20 protein-coding genes are annotated in these 24166 nt (G+C 43.5%); 8 read left to right on the plus strand and 12 right to left on the minus strand.

Annotation, left to right across the window (positions count from 1 at the left end; all coding sequences use genetic code 11):
* Positions 1-11: 11 nt before the first annotated feature.
* The 8 genes from HDC92_RS19385 (at position 12) to HDC92_RS19420 (ending at position 10422) form a co-directional block, all read left to right on the plus strand.
* Positions 12-1040, plus strand: coding sequence for a LacI family DNA-binding transcriptional regulator (locus HDC92_RS19385; RefSeq protein WP_183876737.1), 1029 nt, complete (start codon positions 12-14; stop codon positions 1038-1040).
* A gap of 35 nt (positions 1041-1075) precedes the next feature.
* Entirely contained in the window at positions 1076-3814 is a 2739-nt protein-coding gene (locus HDC92_RS19390; RefSeq protein ID WP_183876738.1) for a heparinase II/III family protein, read from the plus strand.
* Between the two features lie 155 nt (positions 3815-3969).
* Positions 3970-8019 (plus strand): two-component regulator propeller domain-containing protein, encoded by a 4050-nt coding sequence (locus tag HDC92_RS19395; RefSeq protein WP_183876739.1) that lies wholly within the window; start codon positions 3970-3972, stop codon positions 8017-8019.
* 127 nt (positions 8020-8146) lie between these two features.
* A complete protein-coding gene (locus HDC92_RS19400) occupies positions 8147-8710 on the plus strand; it encodes an RNA polymerase sigma factor (RefSeq protein WP_183876740.1) in 564 nt (187 codons plus the stop codon).
* A 63-nt stretch (positions 8711-8773) separates the two neighbouring features.
* Positions 8774-9004 (plus strand): hypothetical protein, encoded by a 231-nt coding sequence (locus HDC92_RS19405; RefSeq protein ID WP_183876741.1) that lies wholly within the window; start codon positions 8774-8776, stop codon positions 9002-9004.
* A 4-nt stretch (positions 9005-9008) separates the two neighbouring features.
* Entirely contained in the window at positions 9009-9179 is a 171-nt protein-coding gene (locus HDC92_RS25220) for a VOC family protein (protein WP_411267842.1), read from the plus strand.
* A gap of 61 nt (positions 9180-9240) precedes the next feature.
* Positions 9241-10020, plus strand: a complete 780-nt coding sequence (locus HDC92_RS19415; protein WP_255484599.1) for a MerR family transcriptional regulator — start codon at positions 9241-9243, stop codon at positions 10018-10020.
* A 129-nt stretch (positions 10021-10149) separates the two neighbouring features.
* Positions 10150-10422, plus strand: coding sequence for a hypothetical protein (locus tag HDC92_RS19420; RefSeq protein ID WP_015809234.1), 273 nt, complete (start codon positions 10150-10152; stop codon positions 10420-10422).
* 120 nt (positions 10423-10542) lie between these two features.
* Here the strand turns inward: HDC92_RS19420 and HDC92_RS19425 are convergent, their stop codons facing one another.
* The 12 genes from HDC92_RS19425 to ilvB all read right to left on the minus strand — a co-directional run bounded on the left by HDC92_RS19425 (position 10543) and on the right by ilvB (position 24145).
* Positions 10543-10962, minus strand: a complete 420-nt coding sequence (locus HDC92_RS19425; RefSeq protein ID WP_036674759.1) for a hypothetical protein — start codon at positions 10960-10962, stop codon at positions 10543-10545.
* Positions 10963-11077: 115 nt separating this feature from the next.
* A complete protein-coding gene (gene ilvA, locus HDC92_RS19430) occupies positions 11078-12322 on the minus strand; it encodes a threonine ammonia-lyase IlvA (RefSeq protein WP_183876743.1) in 1245 nt (414 codons plus the stop codon).
* A 102-nt stretch (positions 12323-12424) separates the two neighbouring features.
* Positions 12425-13483 (minus strand): 3-isopropylmalate dehydrogenase, encoded by a 1059-nt coding sequence (gene leuB, locus HDC92_RS19435; protein WP_015809231.1) that lies wholly within the window; start codon positions 13481-13483, stop codon positions 12425-12427.
* 59 nt (positions 13484-13542) lie between these two features.
* Positions 13543-15060, minus strand: a complete 1518-nt coding sequence (locus tag HDC92_RS19440) for an alpha-isopropylmalate synthase regulatory domain-containing protein (RefSeq protein WP_183876744.1) — start codon at positions 15058-15060, stop codon at positions 13543-13545.
* A gap of 17 nt (positions 15061-15077) precedes the next feature.
* Positions 15078-15674, minus strand: coding sequence for a 3-isopropylmalate dehydratase small subunit (leuD, locus tag HDC92_RS19445; protein ID WP_015809229.1), 597 nt, complete (start codon positions 15672-15674; stop codon positions 15078-15080).
* Positions 15675-15692: 18 nt separating this feature from the next.
* Positions 15693-17105, minus strand: coding sequence for a 3-isopropylmalate dehydratase large subunit (gene leuC, locus HDC92_RS19450; RefSeq protein WP_015809228.1), 1413 nt, complete (start codon positions 17103-17105; stop codon positions 15693-15695).
* Between the two features lie 41 nt (positions 17106-17146).
* Positions 17147-18310 (minus strand): 2-isopropylmalate synthase, encoded by a 1164-nt coding sequence (locus tag HDC92_RS19455; RefSeq protein WP_015809227.1) that lies wholly within the window; start codon positions 18308-18310, stop codon positions 17147-17149.
* Positions 18291-19784: an ATP-binding cassette domain-containing protein gene (locus HDC92_RS19460; RefSeq protein ID WP_183876745.1), complete on the minus strand. Its 1494-nt coding sequence runs from the start codon at positions 19782-19784 to the stop codon at positions 18291-18293. The genes HDC92_RS19455 and HDC92_RS19460 overlap by 20 nt, the downstream gene beginning before the upstream one ends.
* 7 nt (positions 19785-19791) lie before the next feature.
* A complete protein-coding gene (ilvC, locus tag HDC92_RS19465) occupies positions 19792-21273 on the minus strand; it encodes a ketol-acid reductoisomerase (protein WP_015809225.1) in 1482 nt (493 codons plus the stop codon).
* Between the two features lie 30 nt (positions 21274-21303).
* Entirely contained in the window at positions 21304-21771 is a 468-nt protein-coding gene (locus tag HDC92_RS19470) for a DinB family protein (protein ID WP_183876746.1), read from the minus strand.
* 9 nt (positions 21772-21780) lie between these two features.
* Positions 21781-22398 (minus strand): acetolactate synthase small subunit, encoded by a 618-nt coding sequence (gene ilvN / locus HDC92_RS19475; RefSeq protein WP_015809223.1) that lies wholly within the window; start codon positions 22396-22398, stop codon positions 21781-21783.
* Between the two features lie 7 nt (positions 22399-22405).
* Entirely contained in the window at positions 22406-24145 is a 1740-nt protein-coding gene (gene ilvB, locus HDC92_RS19480; protein WP_015809222.1) for a biosynthetic-type acetolactate synthase large subunit, read from the minus strand.
* Positions 24146-24166 lie beyond the last annotated feature (21 nt).

The raw sequence follows: 24166 nt of genomic DNA on the forward strand, positions 1-24166 counted from the left end.
TAGGCAACAAAATGGCAAAGAGGTTATCGATCCGTGATATTGCTGCTGAACTGAATATATCCAAAACAACCATTTCTTTTATTTTAAACGGTAAAGCTAAAGAAAAGAGGATAAGTGATGAACTTGCTGACCGGGTAATTAAATATGCAGCACAAAGAGCGTATAAGCCCAACGAGCTGGCTAAAAGCCTGAGCACCGGAAAAACCATGATCATAGGGCTGATGGTTGAGAATATTTCTGATTATTTCTTTGCACAGGTGGCCTATCATATCGAAGAACTGGCCTATAAGAATGGTTACAGGATTATTTATTGCAGCACAGATAACGATCTTTATAAAACAAAAGGACTGATCAGGCTTTTTCGCGAACGTCATGTGGATGGCTATATCATCACTCCGCCCTCGGGTATTGAAAAGGATATTCAGGAACTGATTGACGATGGCCTGCCAGTTGTGCTTTTTGACCGCTACCTGAAAGGGGTGGATACCAGCTATGTAGTGCTGGATAATTATAAAGGAAGTTATGAGGCGTCAAAATATCTTATAGGAGCAGGCTTTAAAAATATAGCTTTTGTAGTATTGGATTCCGATCAGGTGCAGATGCAGGACCGGCGGGAAGGATATCAGCAGGCGATGGCCGAAAGTGAACTGCCCTTATTGATCAAAGCCATGGCTTTTAACAGGGATTTTGACCATAAAGTAAAAGAAATGGTAAAGTTCATTAAGATGAACCCGCAAATAGATGCGATTTTTTTTGCTACAAACTACCTGGCATTTAGTGGTATTAAAGCAATGAGCCAGTTAAACATCAATATTCCGGAAGACATTGCTATGGTGGTATTTGATGATCATGAGGTTTTTAACATTTATTCTCCCTCTATTACTGCTGTGGCACAACCCATAAAAAAACTTGCCATGCAATCTATTCATGCCTTATTGAAAATGCTGGACCCTAAAGGAGATTCCAATAAACCAGAACAAGTTGTGGTTCCGGCCGAACTGCTTGTCAGAGATTCTACAAAAAGAAATGGTGTATTTTGAATCGAATATTTTAAGTTTACAATTGTCATAAACGCATGAAAAAGAGATATACCCAAATACTTATCCTGCTTCTGGTGAGTTACCATACCCGGGCACAGCAAATACCTTTGCCGGCCAATTTACCTGAAACCCATCCCAGACTGATGACTACCACTGCAGGTAAACAAATTGTTCTGGAACAGGTTAAAAAAGAAAAATGGGCACAGGGGGTATTGAAAGGTATAACGAACCGGATCGATAAATATGTTGACCAGCATGTTATCGACCCAACCTGGATGCCTTCCAGGTTAATGATGTACTGGAAAAGCAAAGCTACAAATGTATACATTAAGGGGGGCGTATATTCACATGCAGACGGGGAGGCACCGGTGCCAACAGTTCGTTTTGGCAGTACCAGGGGCCAGGCAGCAGTATACAGCAGGCCAAAATTGGAAGATATTGTTCCCTATATGGATGACACTAAAGGTGTTTATTTCCACAACACCAAAAAAGCAGGTATGCCGCTGGAATGGGGCGAACAAGCCAATGCTTCGGGCATAGAAAGCATTAACGAGCAAATTATGGGGCTTGGCAAGGATGCTGCTTTTGTTTACTGGCTTTACGGCGATGAAAAATATGCGAAGTTTGCCTATGCTGTTTTCGATACTTATATGATGGGAATGTATTACCGCAATGAACCCATTGATTTAAACAATAGCCATGCCCAAACCTTAGTAGGCCTGTCTACCTTTGAGGTGATCCAGGAGCGTATTTTAAATGAGCTTGCCTATTTATATGATTTTCTTTATCCCTATATCAGCTCAAAACACGCGGATAAAACAGATAAATATGAAGCCACATTAAAGAAATGGATAGACATTACCATTAAAAACGGGGTTCCGCAAAATAACTGGAATTTACATCAGGCCAAGTTTATCTTAAAGGTGGCTATGGTATTGGAAGAAAACAAAAAGTATGCTGACGGCAAGGGACGCGAATACTACATCGACTATATCCTGAACAAAACATCAGCACGCCAATGGTCATTGACCAAATTTATGCAATATGGATACGATGCCAATACGGGGGTCTGGGCCGAATCTCCTGGGTATTCGCAGGGGGTAACTAAAGACCTGACCAATTTTATCCGTGACTACGACAATACCTTTAACCAGAATTTATTGCCTTATACACCCATTATAACTAAAGCCGTTAAAATGTTGCCCCAATACCTGTTTCCCAATGGGCATATCACCGCATTTGGCGATACACATTATGGACCTGTTTATACTGAAGCATTTAGTGATATGGTAAGGATGGCCCAAAAGTATAAACGTAGGGAAGATGAATTGACATTTACCCGGATGTACCGGTTGTTTGATTCTAAGGCCGGTGAGGAGCGTCCGGAAGTTCAGGGCCCTGAGCCGCAGGTATCCTCTTTTTTTACCAGTAAACCCTTAAAGCTGGACCAAAAAATAATGCCGGGAAAAATAGGGGATTTTATAACGCAGACATTTTATGCACCCAATGTAAGCTGGTTTGTTCAGCGCAGTGGATACGAAAATAAAAAAAACGGATTAATGATCTCCCAAAATGCATCCCTGGGTAATCACATGCATTCCAACGGGGTTTCTATAGAGCTATATGGTAAGGGTTTTGTCCAGGGTGCCGAATCTGGCATAGGATCTACTTATTTTCAACCTGATTATAAAGAATACTACTCACAATTTCCCGCCCACAACACGGTTATGGTGGATGGCATATCTGCCTATCCTGAAATGTTGAGCAACCATGCATTTGATCTGTTGATCTGTTACCCTAAGCCAGAGCAAAAAGAAGGCTATTATCCGGACATTACATTCTCAGCAGTCTATTTCCTGGAACCTGAGAGCAGGAGCGATCAAAACCGTTTTTTAAGTATTGTACGTACAGCTGAATCTACCGGTTATTATGTAGATATCTTCCGGTCAAAAAAGCAGCGCCAGGGTGATAAGTTCCACGACTATTTTTATCACAATTTAGGACAGGAGATGAAAATAACTGATGCAACCGGCAGACCGTTGATGTTGAAACCGAGCGAAGATATGGCTTTTGCAGGCGGACATTTGTTTGCCCTGGATTATATGTGGGATAAAAAGTCGGTAACTACCGACAAAGATTATAAAGCCGAATGGAAAATGAGTATGCCAGATGGTGACCATGTTTACATGAACCTCTGGATGAAAGGTTATGCTGGCAGAGAAGTATTTTCTATTAAATCCCCACCTACAAAAGCTTTCCGTAAAGAGGGTCATGGCATTCCTTATGATGTTGAAAAGGCCCCGTTTTTAACCATTGCGGCACGTCAGCATGGCGAAGCCTGGAAGCATCCATTTGTTTCTGTTTTTGAACCCAGTACAGAAAAAGAAGGAAAATCTATTGAATCGATAAATTCATTTAACCCGGCCGATGCCTCCTCTGATTTTGTCGGCATCATTGTAAAAAGCAAAACCGGCAGAATAGACTATATTTTTTCCTCGGTTAAAGATGAAACTGTATTATATAATAACATATCAGCCAGAGCTACCTATGCTGTAGTTACTGAAAAAAACGACGATTATACCCTTTTTCTGGGTAATGGTACTGAGTTGAAGGCAAGGGGGTTCAGCATAACCGCTAAAGAGAAAACATCGGCAATACTGACCCGTAAAAACGGAGTGTATTATTTTACCTGTGAAGCGCCTGTTTCAATTACAAATAGCAAAGGAAAAGAACTGAAGTTTGGAAAATTATCCTATCAAAAAATTGATTTATAAAGGTTAAAAAGGCATACCAGTAACATAAGTAAGCTCATTGCTAACCAGGAATAAGCAGGGGAGCTTTCTATTGTAATAATGTTTCGTTATTTTAGTATCCTAGAATTCCAACAAACGTGCCTAAAGTCTTTCTAACCTTTCTCTTACTGTACTCAGTGCTGTGTATAGGCGCTCCCGTCGATCCTCCTGCAGTGCGCTATCTGGGTATAGAAGATGGGCTTCCCAATAATTTTGTCCGCTCTGTTTATCAGGATAAAAAGGGGTTCTTCTGGTTCGGGACCAAAGATGGGCTGAGCCGTTATGACGGTTATGGTTTTAAGGTATTCAGAAACCAGATCAACGATAAACTTTCACTGGTCCATAACATCATACATACCATTAACGGCGATGAGGACTATAATCTTTGGATTGGTACCCGGCAGGGGCTGAGTGTGTACAATGACTTGAAAGGGACATTCAGAACAGCAGGTTTCCGCAATATTACAACAGGGAAGACCGCTCCCATTACCAATGTAATCAGGGACATTGTTCCGGGACCTCAAAATACCATGTTGATTGGTACTGAGGGACTGGGTTTATTGATATATAAAAAAGGCACTGTGATTGCCGAGCAGGTACCGCTGATGTTGAATGGTGTCCAGACCACCACTTATGGTGTTCAGTCGGTAAAGGTAGGAAACAATGGCCGGGTGTGGGTATTTGCCCAGAACCTTGGGCTTTGTTACCTCGATGACCTGAAGGGTAAACTCATGCTTTGTGATACAAAAATAACACTCGCAATAACTATGGCCGTAACGGCTAAACAGGTTTTTATAGGGACATTTAACGGCCTGTACAGCTATGACATTTTAAAGAAAGAAATGGTATGGGTTCCGGGTTTAGGGAATGAGCTTGCAGGTAAGACGATTTCGAGTATTACCCCGGATAAAGGCGGTGAACTTTACATGGGTACCAATGGGGATGGTGTATATTGTTATGACCCTAAAAAGGATACTGCAGTACCGCTTGTTGTAGGAAGTAAGGGCGACAGACTAAAAGGAGAACAGATTTTTTCCATATTCATAGACAATAACTCCAGGAAATGGATTGGGACCTCTTTTAGCGGGGTAATTATAGTGGATCCGCTTAAGAAGACCTTTAGGACCTGGTCACAAAATCCAGGAAATAATTCTTTTCAGGGCAATGCTGTATCTGCGTTCCTGGAAAGACCTGGTGGAGGGCTTTATATTGGTACCGATGGGGCCGGCCTGAGCATATGGGACAGAAAAACCGACCGGTTTACCAATTTCAGGAGATCTGCTGATCCCCGTTCAATTTCTTCTGATTTAGTTACTTCCCTGATTTCCGATGATCGGGGCCAGGTTTGGATGGGTACCTTTACTGAGGGCCCCAACCGTTTTGATCCGGCAACTGGAAAGTTCAGCCGCTATCAGCTGATCAACCCCCATACCGGAGCAGAGATGAAGGTTGCCTTTACTGTTTTTGAAGATGCAGACCGGGACATCTGGGCAGGAACCCTTCGGAGGGGGAGTTTTTTTGGGGCGCTTTACAAACTGAACAGGTCGGCTGACCGTTTTGAGCTTTTTGACTTAAGGCTGAGCGACCTCTTTACCATGATGCAAACACGGAACGGCAGCATCTGGGGTGGTACACTTACGCAATTGGTTAAGATTGATAAGGTGAAAAAACATCATATTTTTTATGATGTGGGGTATACGGTCAGGGCAATTTATGAAGATAGTGCCGGACTACTTTGGATTGGGACGGAAGGCGGCGGACTTATTTTATTCGATCCGGTAAAGGGGAAATCCATATCACAGTTTACTACCGCCGAAGGGCTGAGCAACAATTCAGTATTGACCCTAATTGACGACCACCAGGGGAATCTATGGATGAGTACCTATTATGGCGTATCTGCAATGAACCTGAAGAAACGGACCTTCAGGAATTTTTACCAGAGCGACGGCCTGCAGAGCAACCAGTTTCAGGTCAATGCCGGTATCAGGCTAAAATCCGGAGAAATCGTTTTTGGCGGCATAAAGGGCTTCAGTATTTTTGATCCACACCAGATTGTTCCGGCCCGGCCCCAGCCAAACCTGTTCCTTACAGACATCACCGTTAACAATATCCCCTTAGAAAAAAAAACTGATCTGATCTTAGCAGCGGATAAGGAGACGATAAAGGAAATCAGAGTGCCATACGATCAGGCGGTATTCTCATTTGGCTTTACCGCACTTGAGTACTCATCGCCCGACAAAATTTCTTATCAGTATATCATGGAAGGCTGGGATCGCGGATGGAACAATTCAGGAACGGGAAGAAAGGCCACCTATACACATATTTCCGAAGGCAGTTATGTTTTTAGGGTTAAGTGTACAAACGCAGCAGGAATATGGGGCAAAAAAGAAATTGCCCTGAAAATTACTGTTTTACCACCCTGGTACAGGACCTGGTGGGCCTATTTCGGGTACTTTTCCATTATTGCTGCCCTTTTATATATTTACCAGCGTTACAGGACGGCCCAGACCAGGCTGGAATATGAGGTGCAGCTGGAACGCGCTGCCCATGAGAAGGAAAGGCTGATCAACGAACAGGAAAAGGCACTTACGGAAAAGCGTATGTCCTTTTTTACGAATATCTCCCACGAGTTCCGTTCTCCGCTATCGCTGATTATCAACCCGATTAATGACCTCATCAGGAAAGATGCCTCCAGTGGGGAGGAAAAGACTGAGCTGAATATGATACAGCGCAATGCCAAAAGGATGCTGACCCTGGTTGATCAGCTGCTGCTCTTTAGAAAAGCTGATGCAGGTTTTGATGACATCAAGGCTTCCAGGCTGGATCTGGATAAACTAAGCAGGGAGGTTTACCTCTGTTTTACCCAGCAAGCGGCCTCAAACCAAATTGATTACAGGTATGAATCTGTTGCCCATGATGCGGTGGTCTATGCAGACAGGATCAAGGTGGAGATTGTACTTTTTAACCTCCTCTCCAATGCGCTGAAGTATACCCCACGAGATGGTAAAGTAACTGTAAGGCTTAGCGAAACAGATCGGGAGCTGGTGCTTACCGTAGCAGATTCCGGGCCCGGGATTCCGGAAGCTGCTAAAGACCGGATATTTGAGCGTTTTTATCAGGCCGAGCGGAAGGATGGAGGCCATAAATCGGGCTTTGGAATAGGCCTTTATTTGGCTAAGCAATTTATGGAGTCACATTCCGGGACAGTCTCTTTTGAAAACAGCACCGAGGGAGGAAGTGTTTTCTGCATCAGCCTGCTTAAAGGGACAGGGCATCTGGATGGGACACCTGGCCTGGATGATCATACGGTATCCGATTTATTTGATGAACTCATTGTCGGGGAAAGCCCCGAACAGTCGGAGAATGAGCTGATCAGCCTTGAAACCAATTTGGTGAGCGACAGGCAATCCATTTTGGTGGTGGATGATGAAAGGGATATCAGAAAATATATCATAGGGTTGTTTAAGGATAACTATACCGTATATGAAGCAGAAAATGGAGCACAGGGGCTTGAGCTTGCAGCTGAAAAGCTTCCCGATCTGATCATAACTGATTACAGGATGCAGGGGATCGACGGGATTGAGCTCTGTCAGAAGATCAAGTCCAACCCTACGCTTTCCTATATCCCTGTTATACTCCTTACGGCCAGTTCATCCCAGGAGATCAAGCTGAAGAGCGTTCATGGAGGAGCAGATGATTATATCAATAAGCCTTTTGAACGTGAATACCTCATCGCCAGGGTTGCCAATCTCCTGAAGAACCGTAATAACCTGCAGAATTATTTCTTTAATGAAATTACACTCCAGTCAAATTCTGTTGTGGTCTCTGAAGAATACAAGAAATTTCTCGATACCTGCATACAGGTTGTGGAAATGCACCTGACAGATTCAGATTTTGGTATCAAGGCACTCGCTGAGGAGGTAGGCATGAGCCACTCTACGCTTTATAAACGGGTGAAATCCATCTCCGGGCAATCCGTAAATTCATTTATCAGGTTCATCAGGTTGCGTAAGGCCGCAGAACTCATGATCAACTCAGACCATAATGTAACTGAAGTAGCTTTCAGGTCTGGATTTAATGATGCCAAATATTTTGGAAAACAGTTTTCCAAGCTTTTCGGCCTGAACCCATCAGCATTTATCAAGAGGCACAGGAAGTCATTTAACAAACGGTACAAAATTAAATAACAGGGAAAATGCGCCTTTATTGATGTGCTAAATCGGTTAGGCGAAAATACACTCCTATTTTATGAATTTATACCCATCGTTTTTTTGACTGGGCCGCATCTTCGTATCAACCAAATATTGATACGTTATGATGTCCGAGAAATTGATTGCATTATGGAATGGCTCACTAGCCGGAAGGCGGAAGAATTATTCAGCCCTACATGTCGAACTTTATCCTAAACTATTTATGTACGCTTCAAAGATGCTCCATGATGATGATCTTGTGGATGATCTTTTACAGGACCTTTTTGTTAAGTTCTGGGAAAACAGGGGAAAGATCGGACCGATAAAAAACGTTGAGGCTTATTTCTACAGGTCCACCCGATCGATGGTACTCAACCATATCCGTTTGAAAAAACATCGTGATTCTAAATTGATACACATGTCAGCGCCAGAGCACGTTTTTTCTACAGAAGATATTATCATTTCGAATGAATCAAACAGCCTGACAAAGGAACTGGTGTTATCGGCGCTCAACAGGCTTCCTGCAAAACAAAGAGAGATACTCAATATGAGGTTTTATGACGAACTGAGTTATCCGCAGATTGCCAAAGTACTCGGAATCCGTTACCAATCCGTTATCAACCACGTTTACCGTGCGGTGCAGTCCCTGCGACAGGCTTCAGAACTCTCTGCGCTATACGCTGCCTAAAGAAAAGTCACTTACGGGCTTAGATTTTATTGTCTGTAATATAGATATTTGTGTACGGCTGTTATGAAAGTATACAACTTTAAACCTGGTGTAGCGCTTGCCGGATACGTAGACAGGATCCTGGTTATAGAACATTGTGAAAACAGTACTCCTTTTTCATTGCCCTTGTTTGCCAATGGATCACCAACTTTACTTTTTATCTCGGCAAAAGGTAGCATGAAACCATTCAGCCCGAAGCATTGTCTTTTAGCGATGGTTTTGTATATAAACCTACACCTGCCAATTCCTTTGTAGTAGAATCCAGACACAGGAAGAGATTGACTCTTATTGGGAAAAGCTGGGTGCAGGGGGCAGGTATGACCACTGCGGCTGGCTCGATGATAAATTTGGCTTTTCCTGGCAAATTGTACCTTCGGGATATGAGCGTGTTGGATTACCCGGAAACTTTTTACCGGAAAAATTTTTTTGAAAATAGTTCTTGACCCTTACCCAAGGTCATAGCCTATCTTTGCCTCATCAATATGAACAAAATGAAAAAGTTAAGCATCTATTCGGTAAAACAACTGGCAAAATTGGCCGGTGTAACTGTAAAGACCCTGCACCTTTATGACCAGATGGGTTTACTTAAACCTGCTGAAAGAACTTTGACCCGGTATCGCCTTTACAAAGAACCGGAATTGTTACGGTTGCAACAAATCTTGTTTTATAGGGAGCTTGACTTTCCGCTCAAAGAAATCCGCTCTATCCTGGACAATCCAAATTTTGACCTGATGCAAGCATTGGAGAGTCATAAGGCGATGCTAAAGGCAAAAAAAGCAAGATTGGCAATGCTGATGAAAACGCTGGAAAACACTATACATTCACTAAAACATAAAACCATGTTAAACCTGGAAGACCTATATGAAGGACTAAACCGGGATGAAGCCCAAGCCTACAGAAGCCAGGCCATCCTTAATTACGGCGAAGAAGCCGTAACCCATGCAGAAAATCATTTGAAAAGCCTAAACAAAGAAGAGATGCAGGTACTAGTAGCCAGGCAAAAAGAACTTGGCAAAGCCTTATACTTGTTGAAACATCAAGACCCTTCCAGCCATAGCGTTCAGGAGCTGGTTGAGCAGCACTACCTGAATACCAGGAAACTTTGGGGTACCCACCTTGCCGCTGATAAACAGGCCCAGACATACAAAGGGTTGGGAGAACTTTACCTGTCAGACGAAAGATTTACCAATGAGATGGGTTCATCAGATCCAGGTTTCAGGACTTTTATCAGCAAAGCGATGGCATTTTATTCCGAATCGTCACTTAAATAGGGAAGCGTTCTTGTGAAATTCCAATTTCAGGATGGCAAAAGCGTACTCACATAGAATTGTTACTGAAAGAAAAGCAATGGTTCTATCTAATCTTTGTATCTTGATTTTACACGCAAAAATCTTAAGAATATGAAAATCACACTAGATGCAAAATCCCTTTTAATGGGTTTTTTGGCCGCAGGCTTAATGTTTACTGTCATCAGCTTTAAAAGCACATCAGACCAGAATAAGGGTAAATTCAGGACAGAAGTAAATGACCATGTTGTTGTAATTCTGGATACCGAAACAGGAAACTATATCATTGCCCCGTCCATGTACGATATTAATAAAATACAATGGATAAAAGGAGAATTTTATGAAACCTTCAAAACAGGAAAGGACAATAAAAAGATCTCAAACTGATTGGACAGTATAATTCTGAAACATGACAAAGCTACACCCAGGTGTGGATGAACCTTGGTTGAAAAAAAATGCCGGTATACTATAAGCGTACCGGCATTTTTATATTCTTAGTAATGTAGATTAATTACCAGCATATTTAGAAGGAATAACAACCACTTTAACTAAAATAGGTTTTGTTGGTTTTACTGGATTAGTATCTTGATTGTCAGATGTTTGTATGTCAATGGCTATGCCCCCAACAAAAAGCTCATAGCTGTAAGCATTTGCATCATAGGTGTAAGGGAGTTGGATATAGCTGCTGGAATTTACCGGATGGGAAGCATAAACTAAAACTCCTTCATCATCAACAGTTATCTCGTCAATAATAGAATTTCTCCATTCATAGGTATAATTATATCCATCGGCACTCAATACCCACTGATTGGGTTGTATCGTAAAATTATAAGTTCTATTTGGCGTATCCTGGATAATCGTATCCTTCTTGCACGAAGCCAGACCCAGTGTAGCCGTGCATAACAGTAATAGTATAAGCTTTTTCATGTGTTTGTGTGTTTTTGTTAGCTGTAGCAAATTTATTGCCACAAAAACCTCAGCCATTTCTTATACGCTTCCTGTAATCAAAATGTTATGCGAAATCCTGCTACCTAAAACCCATCTAAACCAGGTATTCAAACAAGGTCTGGTCGTTGTTCAGTTCAATAATTTCAAACTTAAATTCCTTCATACGCTGTACCAGGGCATTATAATCAGCTTTATTGGCCAGCTCTATACCAACCAGTGCCGGGCCGTTTTCCCGGTTTGTTTTTTTGATGAACTCGAAGCGGGTAATGTCATCATGCGGGCCCAGCACATTGTTCACAAATAACTTCAGTGCACCCGGCCTTTGCGGAAAACGGACAATGAAGTAATGTTTCAGTCCTTCGTACAGCAAAGATTTCTCTTTGATCTCCTGCATGCGTTCAATATCGTTGTTGCCGCCGCTGATGACACACACTACCTTTTTGCCTTTGATTTTATCTGCATAAGCATCCAGTGCGGCTACCGATAAAGCACCTGCAGGCTCCACTACAATGGCATCCTCATTGTATAATTTTAATATCGTGGTACAAACCTTTCCTTCGGCAACCAGCTGCATGTCATCCAGCACCCTGGCACACAGTTCATAAGTCAGCTCGCCAACGCGTTTTACTGCCGCACCATCCACAAAACGTTCAATGGCTGCTAAGGTAACCGGCGCGCCCTGTGTAAGGGCTTCAGACATGGAAGGGGCACCTTCAGGCTCTGCACCCAGCAATACAATGTGCGGATTTTTGCTTTTAAGATAAGTACCGGCACCGGCAGCAAGCCCGCCACCACCTACGGGCATAATAACCACTTCGGCATCGGGAAGGTCCTGCAGTATTTCTACACCAACTGTGCCCTGGCCCTCAATGATACTGTAATTGTCAAAAGGAGGGATAAAGGTCATGTTATGGGCTGCGGTATAGGCCAGGGCTTCCCTAAGGCAATCGTCAAAAGTATCACCAACCAATACCAGTTCTACCTGGCCATTGCCAAACATCTCTGTTTGCTTTACTTTTTGCCGCGGTGTAATTTCGGGCATAAAAATGACACCCTTAGTACCCAGTTTATCACAGGAAAAAGCAACGCCCTGGGCATGGTTTCCGGCACTTGCACATACAATTCCCCTGTTCAGCTGCGCTGTGCTCAGCTGGCTGATCATGTTATAGGCCCCTCGCAATTTGTACGAGCGTACTACCTGCAGGTCTTCACGCTTCAGGTAAATTTCTGCTTCATATTTTTCAGATAATTTGGCGTTATAAATGAGGGGAGTACGTTTTACGATGTTGTTCAGCCGTTTTGAAGCAGCTTCAGAATCGAGTGGGCTAAAGTCAGTCATTTTAGGAAAAATAAGAACCGTCACCCGGAGAACAGATGACGGTTTTAATTTGTTTTTTTTATGTCCCCTCATCTCGATGATAGGAGAGATGACGGGAATGTATTAAATATTAGCAGCCAGCCAGTCGCCAACTTCACTTGTTTTGTAAGCTTTGTTTTTTCCTGAAAGGTCTTCAGTAACCATACCTTCAGCTAAAGATTTGTTTACAACGGCCCTGATCAGTTCCGCCTCTTCTTTTAAACCAAAAGCATCTTCAAACATCATGGCAGCCGAAAGTACGGTAGCCAATGGGTTGGCAATGTCTTTACCTGCAGCCTGAGGGTAAGAACCATGGATGGGCTCAAATAAAGAAGTATGTACACCGATAGATGCCGAAGGCATTAGTCCCATAGAACCTGAAATTACAGAAGCCTCGTCGGTTAAAATATCGCCAAACAGGTTTTCTGTGATCAATACATCATATGAGCTTGGCCATTGAACCAAACGCATGGCTACGGCGTCCACAAATTCATAGCTTACCTCAACCTCAGGATAATCTTTTTCCATATCCTGTACCGTTTCTCTCCATAAACGTGAAGACTCCAGAACGTTTGCTTTATCTACGCAGCATAGTTTTTTACTGCGGGTCATCGCCATTTCGAAACCTAATTTTGCCAGACGCTGAATCTCGGCCCTGGTATAGGTACAAGTATCAAAAGCGGTATTGCCATCGTCCTTTCTGCCTCTTTCGCCAAAATAGATACCCCCTGTTAATTCGCGCAGAATGATCAGGTCGGTACCTTCAATGCGCTCTCTTTTTAAAGGCGAGTTGTCAATTAAGGAAGGGAAAGTAAAAGTTGGGCGTACGTTTGCAAATAAGCCCAGTTTCTGACGCATTTTCAGCAATCCCTGCTCCGGGCGAACGGTAGCTTTAGGGTCATTGTCAAAACGAGGGTGACCAATTGCACCAAACAATACGGCATCGGCAGCCATGCAGATCTCATGTGTAGCATCCGGATAAGGTTCGCCAACTGCATCTATAGCCGCAGCTCCTGTAATACCTGATGTCCATACAATTTCGTGGTTAAATTTCTTTGCTACCGCATTTGATACTTTAACAGCCTGGTCAATTACCTCCGGGCCAATTCCATCTCCTGCTAGCAGAGCAATATTCAGTTTCATATATTTTGTAATTGTGGTTTAAAAATTGTTTTTAGTAGTTTTTTGGCTAAGGTACATCCTTAAATGATGTTCAGCATTTTCTGGGTGGCTTTAATGGCACAAACCGTCTGGTCTGAATCCAGTCCCCTGGTAATGAATATTTTTGCTTCAGTTTCCCATGTAATGATCGTTTCGCAAAGGGCATCAGAGTTACTGCCGGGGGCTATCCGTACGGCATAGTCTACCAGCTTGGGCAAGGTCCTTTTTTTCTTGTTATACACTTTGGTCAGCGCATTCATAAAAGCATCAAACTGTCCGTCACCCTGGGCGTGTTCTTCAAATTTCTCACCTTCAATCCATACAGATATCGTTGCAGAAGGGCGCAGGCCCATGGCATTGGTCAGCACATAAGATTGCACAGCCACCTTTTCTTCATATAAACTACTGTCCAGTACATCAGAAATGATATAAGGCAGGTCCTCCTTGGTTACCGTCTCCTTTTTGTCGCCCAGTTCAATCACACGTTGTGTAACTTTCTTCAGGTCGGCATCATTTAACTTTAAGCCCAGTTCCTGCAGGTTCTTCTCAATATTAGCTTTTCCCGATGTTTTTCCCAGTGCATACTGGCGTTTTCTGCCAAAGCGCTCAGGCAGCAGGTCATTAAAATACAGGTTGTTTTTATTGTCGCCATCTGCATGGATACCGGCCGTTTGTGTAAACACATTGTCGCCCACAATTGGCTTGTTAGAAGGGATGCGGACCCCTGAAAAGGTTTCTACCAGTTTGCTTACCTTATAGATGGACGACTCTCTGATCTTAATCTCTACTTCCGGGGCAAAATCTTTAATTACCGCTACAGCACTTGCCATGGCAGCATTTCCAGCCCTTTCACCCATACCATTCACAGTTAAATGCAGACCGCCAATACCGGCTTTTACGGCTTCCAGTACATTGGCCGTACCCAGATCGTAGTCGTTATGGGCATGGAAATCAAAATGGATATCCGGGTATTTGGTCAGCAGTGCCGAGATAAAACTAGTGGTTTCTCCAGGTGTTAAAATACCCAGCGTATCCGGCAACAGTATCCTTCTGATGTTTTGTCCCGATAAAAAATCCAGATACTGGTACACATAATCCGGAGAGTTACGCATGCCGTTGCTCCAGTCTTCCAGGTAAACATTGGTGGCAATACCATGCTTTGCAGCCAGGTCAATTACCTGTTTGATTTCCACGAAATGCTGTTCAGGTGTTTTTTTAAGCTGATGTGTGAGGTGGTTTAAGGAGCCTTTGGTCAGCAGGTTCTGCACTTTTACACCTGCACTGATCATCCAGTCGATAGATACCCCATTGTCTACAAAGGACAGGACTTCTATGCGATCTGAATATCCGTTCGCTTCTGCCCAGTTTAAAATGGACTTTACAGCCTGAAATTCTCCGTCAGATACACGTGCAGAGGCAATCTCAACCCGGTCTACCTGGAGTTCTTCCAATAACAACTGGGTGATCGTCAATTTTTCAGAAATGGAAAAAGACACTCCCGATGTTTGTTCGCCATCGCGGAGTGTAGTGTCCATAATCTCTATTTTCCTTCTTTCCATGTAACTGGTGTTGCTTGTTAAAGTGGAAGATGTAAAGCAAATTCCTCTATTTCCGGTTTGATGCTTTGCAGATAATCGATGTCGTCAAAGCCATTCATCATGTTGTCTTTTTTATAGGGACTGATCTCGAAAGTTTCTTTTTCACCTGTAGCCAGCAGGGTAACGGTCTGCTCAGGCAAGTTCACTTCCAGTTCAGTGTTCGGATCGGCATGAATTGCCGTAAAAATTTTATCTGCAAATTCAGCACTTACCTGCACAGGCAATACCCCAATATTCAGACAGTTATTCTTAAAAATGTCAGCAAAAAAACTGGATATTACACATCTGAAACCATAGTCGTATACTGCCCAGGCTGCGTGTTCCCTGGATGATCCTGAACCAAAGTTCTTGCCGCCAACCAATATTTTGCCGCTGTAAACAGGGTTGTTCAGCACAAAGTCTTTTTTCGGGGTATTGTCTGGATTGTACCTCCAGTCGCGGAAAAGGTTGTCGCCAAACCCAACGCGTTCCGTTGCTTTTAAAAAACGTGCGGGGATCAGCTGATCGGTATCTATATTTTCTATCGGAAGCGGAACCGCGGTGCTTCTTAATACATTAAATTTATCGTAAGCCATTTTTAAATCTTTTTTGTGTTAAACAAGTTCTTCGTTCTCAATCAAGGTTCTCGGGTCTGTAACCACACCGGTAACAGCAGCAGCTGCAGCAACCAGCGGACTGGCCAGCATGGTTCTTGAACCAGGGCCTTGTCTGCCTTCAAAGTTTCTGTTTGATGTACTTACTGCATACTTTCCGGCAGGGATCTTGTCGTCGTTCATTGCCAAACAAGCCGAGCAACCTGGCTGGCGCAGCGTAAAGCCTGCCTCAGTTAAAATGTCCAGTAAGCCTTCTTCTTTAATCTGCGCTTCTACTATATGAGAACCAGGAACCAACCAAACGGTAACATCATCTGCTTTATGTTTGCCTTTTACAATAGAAGTAAATGCCCTGAAATCTTCAATGCGGCCATTGGTACAGCTGCCCACAAAAACGAAATCTACTTTTTTACCAATCATATGGTCCCCTTCAGAGAAACCCATATAATTTAACGATTTGGCATAAGTCTCTGCACCACCTTCAACTTGGGCAGCATCAGGTATATCCTGAGAAATACCCATTCCCATCCCTGGGTTCGTACCGTAAGTGATCATGGGCTCAATTTTCGAACCATCAAAGGTCAGCTCTTTATCAAATACCGCATCGGCATCCGTTTTTAAGGTTTTGTAATAAGCCAGTGCTTTATCCCATGCTTCGCCTTTCGGACTAAATTCGCGGCCTTTTACGTAATTGATAGTGGTTTCATCAGGGGCAATCATACCACCACGGGCACCCATTTCAATACTTAAATTACAAACGGTCATGCGCCCTTCCATGGTCATGTTCTCAAAAACATCACCTGCATACTCTACAAAATATCCTGTAGCACCGGAAGTACTTAGCTGAGAGATGATGAACAGGGCCACATCTTTAGGTGTAACACCCAAGCCCAGTTTGCCATTCACGTTAATGCGCATTTTTTTAGGCTTAGGCTGCATGATGCACTGCGTAGAAAGCACCATTTCTACCTCTGAAGTACCGATACCAAAAGCAATGGCACCAAAAGCACCATGGGTAGAGGTATGCGAATCACCGCATACAATGGTAGCACCTGGTTGCGTAATGCCATATTCAGGGCCTACAACGTGCACTATGCCATTTTTTTGATGGCCCAATCCCCAGTGGCTGATGCCATATTCATTGGAGTTTGACTCCAGTGCTTTTAACTGATTGGCAGAAAGCGGATCTGCAACCGGTAAATGCTGGTTAATGGTAGGTGTATTGTGATCTGCCGTTGCAAAAGTACGCTCCGGATATAACACTTTTATTCCCCTGCTTTTTAAACCTAAAAAGGCCACAGGGCTGGTCACTTCGTGAATCAGATGGCGGTCAATAAAAAGCACATCCGGGCCACCTTCAATCTTACGTACCACGTGAGTGTCCCACACCTTATCAAATAATGTCTTGCTCATTTTTTTCTATTTTATTATCAATTCTTTATTGCAAAATTTAATTACGCCAACTGGCTTTTATCCATCATCAACAGCAGGTCCTGGTCATTAATATCCAGTTTGCTATCCGCAACAGTAAGGAAGCGGTGATAGGCTTCACCGAGTTCCTCTTTGCTTAAGTTAAAGCCCAAACGCTCCAGATGGAACTTTAAGGCATGTCTTCCGCTACGTGCAGTAAGTACAATACTGGCATCTGGGAAACCTACATCTTCCGGACGGATGATCTCATAGTTTTCACGGTTTTTAAGGAAACCATCCTGGTGTATACCAGAGCTGTGTGCAAAAGCATTGCTGCCCACTATGGCTTTATTTGGCTGTACCGGCATGCGCATCTGCGAGCTTACCATGCGGCTCAGTTCATAAAAGTTCTTGCTGTTGATATGGGTATGCAGCCCCAATACCTGATGGGTTTTCAGGATCATGACGACTTCTTCGATAGAAGTATTGCCTGCACGTTCGCCAATACCATTGATGGTACCCTCAATCTGGCGGGCGCCATTTTGTAAGCCTGCTATAGAATTTGCTGTAGCCAGGCCCAGATCATTGTGGCAATGTACAGAAATAATGGCCTGGTCAATATTTTTAACGTTTTCTTTCAAAAATTTGATCTTGCTGCCATATTGGTCGGGCAGGCAATAGCCATTCGTATCTGGTATGTTTACCACTGTAGCGCCGGCGCCAATCACGGCTTCTACCATTTGGGCAAGGAACTGAATATCCGCACGCCCGGCATCTTCAGCATAAAACTCAATGTCTTCTACAAATTGTTTGGCATATTTAACTGCTTCAACAGCCCGTTCAAGGATTTCCTCACGGGTACTGTTAAATTTGTGTTTAATGTGCATATCCGACGAGCCGATACCGGTATGGATCCTCGGGCGTTTGGCATATTTCAATGCTGCAACGGCCGAATCGATATCACCTTTATTGGCACGGGTGAGCGCACAGATAATGGGTTCGGATACGGCTTTGGAAAGCTCTACAACACTTTGGAAATCGCCGGGACTTGAAATAGGAAAACCTGCTTCAATAATGTCCACACCAAGTGCTTCCAGCTCTTTGGCAATTTCTATTTTTTCTGGGGTTGTCAATTGGCAACCAGGCACTTGTTCACCATCACGTAAGGTGGTGTCAAACACATAAACTCTATTCGGATCGTGTAACATAATCGTAAGTGTTTTCTAATATGATTTCTACGGATTTTACTGCTCCGTTTTCTAATAAAATTCTTTTCTCCAGACAGGCAGGCAGCTGCGATTCAAAATGGCCAACGTAAATCAGCGTAGTGCCATTTCCGCACAGTTCATCTACCATTCTGTTAAATTGTTGGGTCTGTTGCTGGTCTAAACCCTGGCAGGGTTCATCCAATATCAGCAGTTCGGGGTTTTTGATGATCGTTCTGCCCAGCAGGGCCAGTCGTTGTTTGCCCAGGGGCAATTCATTCATCAGGGTATCTTTGTACTCCTCCAAACCAAAATAGCCAATCAGTTCATCTGCCTGGGCTTTTTTGGTATAACCAGGATCGCAAAACAAACCCGAACTGTCATAAAAGCCCGAAACAATACTTTGCCATACCGTTGCTGAAGGGTCGAAATACCAGTGCAGTTCGGGCGATATCAGTCCTATACGTTCTTTAATTTCCCAGATGCTTTCCCCGCTTCCCCTTTTGTTTCCAAACAGGTGGAAATTATTGGCATAGGCCTGGGGGTGGTCGCCACAGATTAAACTCAGCAGGGTAGATTTGCCTGAGCCATTATGACCTTGCAACAGCCATTTTTCTCCGGCCTTAACTTCCCAGTTGATGTTTTTTAATACCTGTTTTTCGCCATAACTGATGTTGACATCAATCATTTTGATCAGGCTTGCAGTCTGTACCGCATTCAGGCTTTCATGCAAAAATGCCGGAACCGGTCGCCCGCTTAGTTCAAATTCGGCATGGCTGCGTTCATCAGCATCAATTTCAACCAGCCGGCCCTCCCGTATTTCCGCAATGCGGTCTATACAGGCAGGCAGTTCTGCTTCATTGCTGATCAGGATCAGTTGGGTGCCGGCTTCGGTAATTTCTTCAAGTAAGCTGTTCAGGTTGCCGCGCGAAGCTGCATCCAAACCATTGTAAGGCAGGTCTAAGATCAGTAACTGCGGCCTTAACCATAAGGCTTTAACCAATTGCAGTTTTTTGTGTTCACCGCTCGATAACTGGATCAGGGTAGCCGGTTTCAAAGCCGCAAAGCCCAATGCAGTTAAAATGGGTTCAGCATCATCTAAATTCAGGCCATATTGTTTCCCGAAACTCTCCAGTTCTGCCTGTACTGTAGCGGTGGTTTCTACGGCCTGTTTATTGTAACGCTGCTGATAATAAAAGTTAGACTGGCCTTCCAGGTCCTTAAACTGGAACCAGTTGGCCACATAATAAACCATTGCCGGTAAACTGCTGTGGGGATTGAAATGGCATTCAATATTCCCGTAGCTGTGTGTTAAGCCGGCAATGGCCTTTGCCAATGATGTTTTACCCGTACCGCTTGCGCCGCAAAGCAGCCAGTTCTCATGGCGCTTTATGGTCCAGCACAAATCCTTCAGCACCGGTGTATGCCGGTACTTTAAGTTTAGGTTTTTGATATGGACGACGACGGGTTGTGACATGATTTTATTAAGCAGTTTTTATAGATTTCATTGCAGTCATTGCTTTTCTCAGTTTGGTACCTATTACTTCAACTTCGTGTGTACGCAATGCTTCGTTTACGGCAATCAGGGTTCTGTTGTCTACACCACCATCTTTGCCTTCGTTAAAGTTCTTACCAACAAGGTCAGTATCTACTTTTTTCATAAAATCGGCCAGTAAAGGTTTACAAGCCTGATCAAACAAATAACAGCCGTATTCTGCCGTATCAGAGATCACACGGTTCATTTCAAATAATTTTTTACGGGCAATGGTATTGGCGATCAGCGGAGTTTCGTGCAGCGACTCATAGTAGGCCGATTCTGGTTTAATACCAGCCTGAACCATTGTTTCAAAAGCAAGTTCAACACCAGCTCTAACAAAAGCAACCATTAAGGTGTAATTGTCAAAATATTCCTGTTCCGCAATCTTCACATCAGCGGCAGGGGTTTTTTCAAAAGCAGTTTCGCCGGTTTCTGCACGCCATTTCAATAAGTTCTTATCGCCATTTGCCCAGTCTGCCATCATCGTGCTGCTAAATTCACCGCTCATGATGTCATCCTGATGTTTCTGGAACAATGGGCGCATGATGTTTTTCAGTTCTTCAGAAATTTCAAAAGCTTTAATTTTAGCAGGGTTGCTCAATCTGTCCAGCATGCCGGTAACACCACCATGTTTCAGGGCTTCAGTAATTACTTCAACACCATATTGAACCAGTTTGGAAGCATAACCTGCATCAATTCCTTTTTCAATCATTTTATCGAAAGAAAGGATAGAACCTGTTTGCAATAAGCCGCAAAGGATAGTTTGCTCGCCCATTAAATCAGATTTTACTTCGGCAACAAAAGACGATCTTAAAACGCCGGCCCTGTGGCCACCAGTTCCAACACAGTAAGCTTTTGCCTGTGCCAGGCCTTTTCCTTCAGGATCGTTCTCCGGGTGCACTGCAATTAAGGTAGGTACGCCAAAACCCCTTACATATTCTGCTCTTACCTCACTGCCAGGGCATTTAGGCGCCACCATGATTACCGTAATGTCTTTACGGATCTGCATGCCTTCTTCTACAATATTAAAGCCGTGCGAGTACAATAAAGTAGCCCCTTTTTTCATCAAAGGCATTACGGCATTCACTACAGCGGTGTGTTGTTTGTCAGGAGTAAGGTTAATCACTACATCAGCATTAGGGATCAGCTCTTCATAAGTACCTACAGTAAAATTGTTTTCTGTAGCATTTTTCCATGAATCTCTTTTGCCTTCAATAGCTTCCTTACGCAAAGCATAAGAAACATCTAAACCACTATCTCTTAAATTTAAACCCTGGTTTAAACCTTGTGCGCCGCAGCCTACAATTACCAGTTTTTTTCCTTTCAGTACATTTACACCGTCCAGAAATTCGGCGCTGTCCATAAAATCGCATACGCCCAGTTGGTTTAATTGTTCTCTAAGAGGTAATGTGTTAAAGTAATTTGACATCTTTTTTATTGTTTTAGAATTAAGGTTCTTTTATTTATTGTTATTGATTACTTTTTTAATGGCCGAAGCAATTCCATAATGCAGTGCATCATGCACTACAAAAAATTGAACAGCTTCCTGCGTACTCTTTATTTCTACACCGTAATCGGTTTTAAAAGTGTGGTACGCTGTAAACTTATCGCTGTCCAGGTCTTGCTCCAGCTGGGTAATGGTACTGCGCATCAATTCCTTGATGGTATTTATCTCTTCAGCACCTATAAATTTTTCAGGCCTGGTTCCTTTTGTATAAGGCAGTATGTACTGCTTTTCAACCACAAGCGGAACATTGGCCAGCCTGTAGCATAAACCTTGCTGACTGGCAACGATATGCGCGAAGTTCCAGATGATGTTGTTGTTAAAACCTGCCGGAATTTCGTTCAGTTCTTCAACAGTTGAGCTTTCGATCAACCGGATGAAGTTTTCGCGTGTTTGCCTGGTGATGTTTAAAAGGTATTCCATTCTGCCGGATTACATGGTAAATACGTTCTTTTCCTTATCCAGGAACTCGTTTTCTATGACTTCTTCTCCCGGTTCCCTGCGTTCAAATTCCCTCAGTTTGCGGTTAAAGCCTTCGCTGTCCTTAATAATGGCAACCCTTGCACTTCTTACAAATTCAATCAGTCCGTAAGGCTGTAAAACTTCAATCAGTTTATCGGTTTCTTCCCTGTGGCCGGTAGTTTCAAATACGGTATAATCTTTACGGATCACTACCGCACGGGCGCCAAATTCGCGCAGCAGCCGTTCTACCGGGGCACGTTCTGCAATGGTATCCGTAGGCACCTTATAAAGTGCCATTTCCTGCCAGATGATGTCCTCGTTCGTATTGTAATATACTTTCAGTACCTCTACCTGTTTTTCAATCTGACGGCAAAGTTTACGCACCACTTCTTCTGTCTCATGGATCAGGATATTGAAGCGGTGAATGTGTTCAATCTCGGAAGGAGAGGTGTTTAAACTCTCAATATTTATCTTTCTTCTGGAAAAGATGATGGCGATACGGTTCAGTATACCGATTCTGTTTTCAGTATAGGCAGTGATCGTAAACTCCTGTTTTCCGTTTAATTCTATTTCGTTGGAATTGCTCATGATCTAATTATTTAAGTCTGATTTCGGCTACACTCATACCTTGTGGTACCATTGGGAATACGTTGTGTTCCTGTGCTACCATTACTTCCAAAAGGAATGAGCCCGGATGGTTCAGCATTTCTTCCAGGGCGCCTGTCAATTGCGCACGTTCATCAATTCTTTTGCCGGCGATATAATAAGAATCGGCAAGCTTTACAAAATCAGGACTGGTGATGTTCACAAATGAATATCGCTTTTCATGGAACAGTTGCTGCCACTGGCGAACCATACCCAGGAACCTGTTGTTCAGGATCAGGATCTTTACATTTACCTCAGTCTGCATAATGGTACCCAACTCCTGTAAAGTCATCTGGAAACCACCATCACCAATTACGGCAACCACCGTTTTATCAGGTGTGCCAAATTTGGCACCTATTGCTGCCGGTAAGCCAAAACCCATAGTGCCCAGGCCACCACTGGTAATATTGCTCCTGCTATTGTTAAACTTAGCATAGCGGCAGGCCACCATCTGGTGCTGGCCCACATCAGTTACAATTACAGCTTCTCCCTTGGTCAGTACATTCAACTGATGGATCACCTCACCCATAGTCATTTCACCTTCCGTAGGGTTCAATTCCTTTTGGATTAAAGTATCCTGTTCAATCTTGTCATAAGCCCTAAACTCAGCCAGCCAATCGGTATGTTTTTTCTCTTCAATCAATTCGGTAAGCAGGGGCAGCGTTTCTTTACAATCACCCCATACCGGCACATCAGCTTTTACGTTCTTGTCTATCTCAGCCGGATCAATATCCAGGTGGATTACTTTGGCCTGTTTCGCATATTTGTCTAAACGGCCCGTTACACGGTCGTCAAAACGCATTCCAATGGCAATCAGCACATCGCAGGCATTGGTCTGAACGTTAGGGCCATAGTTACCATGCATACCCAGCATCCCTACATTTAGGGGATGATCAGTAGGAATTGCACCGGCACCCATAATGGTCCATGCTGCAGGGATACCACTTTTTTCTACAAAAGCTTTAAACTCCTGCTCTGCACTGCCCAGCAATACGCCTTGTCCGAACAAAATGAAAGGCTTTTTCGCAGTGTTGATCATTGCAGCAGCCTGTTCAATATATTCTTTTCTTACCACTGGTTTAGGGCGGTAGCTACGGATGTGTTCACAAGGGGTATAGCCCTCATAGTCGAACATTTGCAGCTGTGCATTTTTGGTAATGTCTATCAGTACCGGGCCAGGCCTGCCGCTGCGGGCAATGTAAAATGCTTTTGCCAGTACAGCCGGAATTTCTGAGGCATCAGTTACCTGGTAGTTCCATTTGGTAACCGGTGTGGTAATGTTGATCACATCTGTTTCCTGGAAAGCATCCGTACCCAGCAGGTGCGCAAATACCTGACCGGTAATACATACCATAGGTGTGCTGTCAATCTGTGCATCGGCCAGACCGGTAACCAGGTTGGTGGCACCCGGGCCGCTGGTTGCAAATGCAACACCAACTTTTCCCGACGTTCTGGCATAGCCCTGGGCTGCATGGGTTGCCCCCTGCTCATGGCGTACCAGTATATGTTTTAATTTATCGTTATAATCGTACAGGGCGTCATAAATAGGCATGATCGCACCACCAGGGTAGCCAAAAATGGTATCTGTACCTTCGGCTATTAATCCTTCCAATAAAGCTACCGAACCAGAAACGTTAGTTGTTTTTTTGGGTTCAGTTAAGGTGTTTGTTACCTCTTGTGCTGTATCCATTGTTTTATTTTTAGGTAATGG

The sequence above is a fragment of the Pedobacter sp. AK017 genome, from assembly GCF_014200825.1.
Taxonomy (GTDB): Bacteria; Bacteroidota; Bacteroidia; order Sphingobacteriales; family Sphingobacteriaceae; genus Pedobacter; species Pedobacter heparinus.